This window comes from Effusibacillus pohliae DSM 22757 (genome assembly GCF_000376225.1).
In the GTDB taxonomy this organism is placed as follows: Bacteria; Bacillota; Bacilli; order Tumebacillales; family Effusibacillaceae; genus Effusibacillus; species Effusibacillus pohliae.
On sequence record NZ_AQXL01000065.1, the window covers coordinates 1 to 6,983 of the forward strand.

The 6,983-nt window shown below is 48.3% G+C and carries 11 protein-coding genes; 4 read left to right on the forward strand and 7 right to left on the reverse strand.

The window, feature by feature from the left end; genetic code table 11:
* Window positions 1-771: IS66 family transposase (gene tnpC / locus C230_RS0101290; RefSeq protein WP_018130270.1), on the forward strand; the 771-nt coding region annotated here is incomplete at its 5' end.
* On the opposite strand, the gene C230_RS0101295 is transcribed toward tnpC, so the two are convergent.
* The 4 genes from C230_RS0101295 to C230_RS0101320 form a co-directional block, all read right to left on the reverse strand.
* A complete protein-coding gene (locus C230_RS0101295; RefSeq protein WP_018130271.1) occupies window positions 762-1,526 on the reverse strand; it encodes a TOTE conflict system archaeo-eukaryotic primase domain-containing protein in 765 nt (254 codons plus the stop codon). The two genes, tnpC and C230_RS0101295, sit on opposite strands and share 10 nt — an antisense overlap.
* A 267-nt stretch (window positions 1,527-1,793) precedes the next feature.
* Window positions 1,794-2,024, reverse strand: coding sequence for a helix-turn-helix domain-containing protein (locus tag C230_RS0101305; protein WP_018130273.1), 231 nt, complete (start codon window positions 2,022-2,024; stop codon window positions 1,794-1,796).
* A 272-nt stretch (window positions 2,025-2,296) separates the two neighbouring features.
* Window positions 2,297-2,872, reverse strand: coding sequence for a hypothetical protein (locus tag C230_RS19050; RefSeq protein ID WP_018130274.1), 576 nt, complete (start codon window positions 2,870-2,872; stop codon window positions 2,297-2,299).
* Window positions 2,873-3,573: 701 nt separating this feature from the next.
* On the reverse strand, window positions 3,574-4,155 hold the full coding sequence (locus tag C230_RS0101320) for a hypothetical protein (protein WP_156807300.1): 582 nt from the start codon (window positions 4,153-4,155) through the stop codon (window positions 3,574-3,576).
* A 147-nt stretch (window positions 4,156-4,302) separates the two neighbouring features.
* Here C230_RS0101320 and C230_RS19055 point away from each other — a divergent pair, with 147 nt between their 5' ends.
* Window positions 4,303-4,836: a DUF3102 domain-containing protein gene (locus tag C230_RS19055; protein WP_018130277.1), complete on the forward strand. Its 534-nt coding sequence runs from the start codon at window positions 4,303-4,305 to the stop codon at window positions 4,834-4,836.
* A 349-nt stretch (window positions 4,837-5,185) separates the two neighbouring features.
* Here C230_RS19055 and C230_RS0101330 read toward each other — a convergent pair whose 3' ends face one another.
* The 3 genes from C230_RS0101330 to C230_RS0101340 are packed head-to-tail and all read right to left on the reverse strand — an operon-like array spanning window position 5,186 to window position 6,209.
* Window positions 5,186-5,755: a hypothetical protein gene (locus C230_RS0101330; protein WP_018130278.1), complete on the reverse strand. Its 570-nt coding sequence runs from the start codon at window positions 5,753-5,755 to the stop codon at window positions 5,186-5,188.
* Window positions 5,748-5,975 carry a hypothetical protein gene (locus tag C230_RS0101335; protein WP_018130279.1) on the reverse strand — a complete coding sequence of 76 codons (228 nt, stop codon included), beginning with the start codon at window positions 5,973-5,975 and terminating at the stop codon, window positions 5,748-5,750. The genes C230_RS0101330 and C230_RS0101335 overlap by 8 nt, the downstream gene beginning before the upstream one ends.
* Window positions 5,976-6,209: a hypothetical protein gene (locus tag C230_RS0101340; protein WP_018130280.1), complete on the reverse strand. Its 234-nt coding sequence runs from the start codon at window positions 6,207-6,209 to the stop codon at window positions 5,976-5,978.
* Window positions 6,210-6,357: 148 nt separating this feature from the next.
* Here C230_RS0101340 and C230_RS0101345 point away from each other — a divergent pair, with 148 nt between their 5' ends.
* Window positions 6,358-6,591 (forward strand): helix-turn-helix domain-containing protein, encoded by a 234-nt coding sequence (locus tag C230_RS0101345; RefSeq protein WP_018130281.1) that lies wholly within the window; start codon window positions 6,358-6,360, stop codon window positions 6,589-6,591.
* Window positions 6,592-6,799: 208 nt separating this feature from the next.
* Window positions 6,800-6,983, forward strand: a 184-nt coding sequence (locus tag C230_RS0101350; RefSeq protein WP_018130282.1) for a transposase, incomplete at its 3' end; no start/stop codon positions are given.

Sequence of the window (6,983 nt, forward strand, 5' to 3'; positions counted from 1 at the left end):
TACCTGTGGTTGTATCGCACAGGACGGGAAGGTCCGGCGATCGTGCTCTACGAGTACCAGGAAACCCGGGGCGGGCATCACCCGCGCAACTTTTTATCCGGTTTTCGCGGCTACCTGCATGTCGATGGGTACTCGGGTTATCATAAGGTAGCCGGTGTCACGCTCGTCGGGTGCTGGGCACACGCCCGACGCAAGTTCGATGAGGCACTGAAGGCATTGCCGGACGGCAAGCAGAAGGCAGCCGTCACCGCGCGTGAAGGACTGGACTTCTGCAACCGTCTGTTTGCCATTGAGCGTGACATCAAGGATGCCTCGCCTGAAGAGCGATTCAAAATCCGAACCGAGCGCAGCCGCCCTGTAGTGGATGCTTTTTTGGCATGGCTTCGTGCTCAGAAATCCAATGTTCTGCCGAAGAGTCTATTGGGAACGGCGATTCACTATTGCCTGAACCAATGGGAGAAGCTTGAGGCATTTTTGAAGGACGGCCGGCTGGAATTGGATAATAACCGGAGTGAACGCTCCATCAAGCCGTTTGTGATGGGCAGAAAGAACTGGCTGTTTAGTAACACACCGCGAGGAGCGAAAGCGAGTGCGACCATCTACAGCATCATCGAAACGGCGAAGGAAAATGGTCTCAACCCGTTTCAATATCTGACCTGGCTGTTTGAAGAGCTCCCGCAGTTGGCTGATCTGAAAGATCCAACGGCATTAGATCACTTTCTTCCTTGGTCAAATTCACTGCCGGCAAAATGCCGAATGGTTCAATCATAGATTACCAGAGTCCCCATCGAATACATAGGTGGGGACTTTTTTACGCTTACGTAAGTCGAGAGCGGCGTGTATTTACCGACAACGTCCTCCATATCTTCCGCATCATATTGATCGTAAGTAGGCGCATTTTCCGCGATAAAGTCCAGGACGACGTTTGAATCAATCTTTTTCAGTGAAAATAAAAAAGCCACAGATTCGTCGCAATCCATGACTTTTAATCTGTCCTCTATGCGACAAAAGCCGCAATAGTTTCCCGTCTTTTGATGGATACCGAGCGGTAACTTTACGCCTTGCTTGTCGGTCGGCCGGAACTCGACTTGACCGTGGGCGGCCGCCTCCGCGCCTTCATCAATTTCGGCGAATTTTACGACTAACTCAAAGAATTTGCGCGCTGACTGCACCGAGATGGCCTTGTTCAGAAAAATGTCAATGTGGTAGCCCTTTGATCCAGAAAATGATACCGCGTAATCGCGAATCCCTGCGTTTTCAAGTGTGTCAACGATTTTGTATGTGATCCACTTCGCGATATTTTCGTTTCGATAGTCTACGTCGAAACAAATAAACTTCGTTAGATACTTTCCGGCAAACGTGCCGAGCGTTTTCTTGCCCTCCAAATGTTCCTCGATCATATACCTGCGAATCGGGAACGATTGGTCAGGCGTTCTTGTGATGTAATATCCCCCCGGATATTGAACTAAATAATGGCGGTGCTGAATCAAGTATAGGTCGAATAACCTGCTTATTACCTTTTCCATGCTTACAACCCTTTCTTTAAGTTACTGGTTATACTCATCTAATGCTGCCGTCAAACTTGGTGTACGCTCGAACAACCAAAACACTCGCATTGTCTTAGGATGGAGCGCTTTGGTTATATCGCGAAAACCCTGCTTAGTAAGAAAATCCCGCAACTCACGGTCATAGCAAAAGAAGTAACGACTGCCCATCATACCTGCCTAACACTCCTTTTTGTACGTTTTGAAATATAATAGGTTTGATTATTGTGTTTTAAAGCGCCCCGAACGCTATCCAGCTATACGTAAGTCATTACTGACGGAGAGTAGCTTTTCGATAGTAGCATCATCGAGTCCAAAGGCCTGACGGATCGCGGCTTCGTGATGAGGCTGCATTTTTCGGTCCTCGCGCTCAATCGCGCTGATAAAGCCAGACGAGAGGCCTGTCAGTTTTGCCAAGTCAAGCTGCGTCATTCCTAAATGGACTCGGATGATTCGAATACTTTTTGGCGTCAATCGCATTGTTTTGCACCTCCACGATTTTTGTTGTTTAAATACTCAACACCGCACCAAAATAAAACAGACCGCCTCCGAGGGGACCGGAAGCGGCCGGTGTGGTGTGGGCGATAGTCTTTTCCCAATTAAGCGCCATTTGAGGCGATGAATTATAGTATCCTCCACCCTAAGCTGTGGAAATCAACCGTTTTACACCCTCAAACGATAAAAGTTCATAAAATTGTTACAAACGATACTATCCGTAATAAAGATTCGGGAGCCGACATTTTGTGCCGTCCCTACGAAATTTTTTTGAGGGCGGCCTCGTCGCCAATCTCGCTAAACAGCAGCAGCCGATTCTTCGATTTCAGGCGCTGCATCTGATCCTCGGCAGTATACACATATTCCCGCCCGTACCTTGTGCGATATGTCTTATCGAGATAGATATGCGCGTCGTCATCGTCTGGCTCCGAATATGTCCAGCCGCTCGCACGCCGCTGCAGCCAGTCGCGCATCTTCCAGTCATCATTATCTGCGAGCCACTGTTGAAGCTCGGCAAGCGTTAAGTCGTCCATGATCGCAAACGGCGAAATGACACCCGTACCCACGCCGTACAGCCACCGGCCAAGTCGCGAGTCGCAAACCATATGCTTGAGATCGTCGTTGCGTGTTGCGACCGGCATAATTTGCGTGACAAGGCGCTTTCTCGCGCTTTCCAACGCTCGAATGACCGTCGAATGGTTTTTGAGTCGCAACAGTCGCGCCGTCTCTTTCGCTTTGAGGCCATGAATGCAATACAGACAGACAACTTGGCGCTGGCGGCCGGTTAAAGCGTATCGCGCCGCGCGTTCAAAGTCTAATAACTCGTCAACCATTCCCCTATCGCCCTCCAACGAATTTTGCCCGCCTCCGTTTTTGCAAAATTTGCAAGAGCGGCCAGGACTCGGGGAGGTCGGGGAAACCGAGTCTTTTCGGGGGCCAACCTAGACCGCTCTATTCCCTCTACTCTATATCTCGTAAAAAGTCGGCGCGTTGTCCGTTACGGAAAACTTTACCGTAACGACGTCGTTACATTTCCAAAGGGTACGAATTAAACGCGTACCCTTTTTTCGACGGTGTCGGTTTAACCGACGCCCTTCGTTATGGTCAAAAAATATAAGGCGTCTTTTGCCCATAACTCGGGACATGCGTGTCCCGGCTTCGTTTGTATCGTATATAACTGGGATGGAAACGGAGATACAATTTGGTTTTCGGAATTTCCGAAAAGCTGATATTGAAACCGAATTAATTTTCCAAAATTCGGAGAAACGGTTTTGTGACGGTTTTGGGTGTGAAGGCGGGGACGACGTCGTCCCAAAAATGGGGCAAGTTATATGCGTTCGGACGCACGGGTTTTGATCGTATATAGCTACGATGGAAACGAACAATTTGGGAATCGCGCGACGTCGCGCGATTTACCGATCGGGTTTTGATCGTATATAGCTGGGATGGAAACAATGTACGGCTTCCAACATGTAACCACGTGGTTACAGTTTTGATCGTGTATAACTGGGATTGAAACCCAATCGGTAAGCGTCTAGACGTCTGGACGTTTCCAAGTTTTGATCGTATATAGCTGCGATGGAAACTCGTTTGGAAACAGTGCGACGTCGCACTCGATGGAAAAGTGAACGGGGGTGTTGACATTGGCAATACCCTTCTTTCGATGGAAATGGAAATATTTAGGATACTGCGTTAAACGCAGGGTAATTTTTTTCTGCGATGGATACTTGTTTTCAAAGGCATTTTGTCCTTTCGACTGTTCAACGCTAATCCGGCCAACCGCTTCTGCACCAAACACATCAATAAGCGTGCGCTGCTCTTCTTCTGTCAAATATGCCAACTGTTCGGCCGCCGTCGTACCCAACCTGTTGGCCGACACAAGCGCTTGGATTTCGGGGATGAGGTCGTTAATTTTTAATAGACGCTCTGTATTGCGTTTAGATTCGCCTATAAAATCGGCTATATCTCTTGTGGTTTTCAAATCGCCATTTTGGCGACTTGATCCGCGGTTACCACCATGCTGAACGCCCCAATACTCCTTCAAAAACGCCGCAATCCGCGCCTGTTTGATCGGGTCTGTTTCGGCTTCTCCGCGACGTTCGACGCCAACTCTCACCAATGGAGATGGCGCGGGCGATAAGGCGGAAGAAAGAGTTGATCGGAGAGCGGCGAGGGCGTCCCCCCATATCTTCCGCAACCGCCAACAAGCATGGCGTAAGACGGTCGCGAAAATCCGGCCGATTCGATAAAGGAGGAAACGAATATGGGTGATGTAATGGCATTGTCAAACGATTTGAATGTGATTACGGCGGAAATTAATTCGTATAAGCAAATCGCGGGACACGCAATTCATGAGATTGGTCGTCGTTTGAAACACGTCAAAGAAAAGGATTTGACTCATGGTCAATGGGAAAAATGGCTGCGCGAAAATGTTTCTTTCACCGACAGACAAGCAAGAAGATTAATAGAGGTTTATGAGGAATTCAAATCGGACGACGTCGTCCGATTTGGAGTATCAAAGATATTTGAAATCTTGCAACTTCCGGCAAACATTGATCGCTCGGAATTTCTCACGCAAAAACATATCATCCCTTCCACCGGCGAACAAAAAACCGTCGATGAGATGACAGTCAAAGAATTGCGCGAAGTCAAAAAGGCGCTCAAAGAACGTGAGCAAGAACTTGAACGCGAAAAGGAACGCGCCCGCCAAGCGCAACAGTCGGCGGAACGGGCCGAGGCCGCCCCGCCCCCTCCTCATCATAAAACCAGTCACTTTCTTATGGTGTACTTTATTTGATGTTGGAGAAGGCGTGTTGGAGCGTTGTATCGTTATATAGGTATATATGCTGACACTCCACCACCGGGAGTGTATATATATTATATCGTAAATTTTTTTCTATTTGTGGCAGGTAATTTGTGAACTTTTTGTGAAAAATTTTTATGTCGCCAAATTACGTTCCATCGCCTTCCAATCGAAAGCTAAACTTGATGGGTTACCGTATCTTCTCACTATCTCCTTTCTGGTCATGCCGTGCATATTCACACAATGACAGTTCGTGATAAATTCGGCGATGTATCCGCAACCAGGAAATGGACACCGAAACAGTTTTCCAACGCCGAAATTATTCATCAGCGCATCCCCCCCCTCACGACACATTCCCAACGGACGCTAAGATGTTCCCTCGCTCCGGCAAAACTTTCGCGAGACTTTTGACAAGAAGCTGTTGGCGCCGGTTTAACTCGGCGATTTCCGCGAGATCCTCGTTCAGAATCGTTTCAAGGGCGGCTTTCCGCGCAAGTAACGCATTTAGTCGCGCCTGTGTCCGCAGGATCTTTTCGTCAAGTACGCTTAATTCGGATTCAATGAGCGGATGTTCGCATGCGATTACGTCGAGTTTGACGGCGCGCGTCCTTTCGACCTCCTCCAAGCGTTGGAGGTGCATTCGAACCACGTCGTCGAACAATTCGGGCGCCACATAGGAGAAGTTGGGCTTGATAACGGTTATGATCCGGTCAACATTAGCGTCCACAACCAGAATGATTTTATAGAGCGGATCGACAAAGATGCGCGTCGGGCGCCGCCCAGCCATTTCAACATTCCCGATATATTTGGCGCGCCGGAAGGCTGAAAGAATCCGGCCGCGCGCGTCTTTTTCGCTGTTGGCGTTCATGCGTTCAATCGCACGTTCAATTGCGTGTCGAGTGATTTTACACATCAGCGCATACCCCCACCCGCACAGCAGCGTTGAAACCGATAGAGAACGCGGCGCGGGCGATAAAAGTTTCGAGCGCAGCAACCGGCACTTCAATATCTTCAAGAGCAGAAATATCGCCGGTGTTCGCCAGGATTTCGTTTCTGATGTCGATCCAAAGCGCTTGATACTCGGGGCTTTCTTTGATTTGTGTCAATACCGTTTCGATTACTTTGCTTCCCATTTACATAACCTCCGTTTGGCTAATTTTTTCGAATACAAAGCGCGGCAGATACATTTGCTCGACAGATACGTCACAGCGATTTGTCGCCCGGCTGTATGACCAGTTGTAGCGCAGGATTGATACCAAACCGTCGTCGTCAGCGAAAAAGTATGCGGTGCCGTCGGTCTGGTTGTGTAGAGCGTCGAAAATGAGATGATGTTCGATACCGTGGTAGTTGATGGTTGGGGCGTTCATGGGCATCCCTCCTGCCATTCGTTAGAATACAACCTCTATGGTTATCTTATATCGTTTGTAGTTATTAATCAACTCCTAAGGATAAATTTTATTCGCATCTTTGCAAAAATTATCGTTGGTGGTTAAAATGATTGTGAGGAGGGGTTTTATGATCCGGATTAAAGTTGCGGAGCTTATGGGCCGACATAAGCTGACGCAGACGAAGTTAGCTGAAATGACAGGTATTCGACCTAATACTGTTTCCGCGCTTTGGCATGGAACCATAAAGCGGATTGAGATAGACCAAATCAATCGGCTCTGTAAAGCGCTGAAATGTCAGCCTGGCGATTTGTTCGAGTATGTATCTGACGATGAGGATTCGCATAGCCAAGAAAACAAATAAAGCGCCCCAAGCCGAGCAGAACGGCCGGGGCGCGTTTTAATTGTCGTTAAGGATGGCGAACCGTGGTTTGTAGCGAAGGATGTTTGCGAGATTTTAAGTTGTGTCCGGTATTATGTGTAAAAAGGATCTGAAATAGGAAGAGTCATTTCAATCCTCTTTTTGGGAATCATGGAGTTTGTCTACAACAATATCCCAAGGAGGAATCGAAATGACTCACTTCCATCTTACCCTTTCCGCAGAAGAATTACACCAACTGCTTACAACACATGGCAAACTGGCTCCATCTCTCATGCAGTCGTTTTTGAACCAACTCTTACAGAAGCAAGCATCGGAGCAGATCCAAGCGGAACCCTACGAGCGAACCCATGAACGCACCACGTATCGCAACGGCA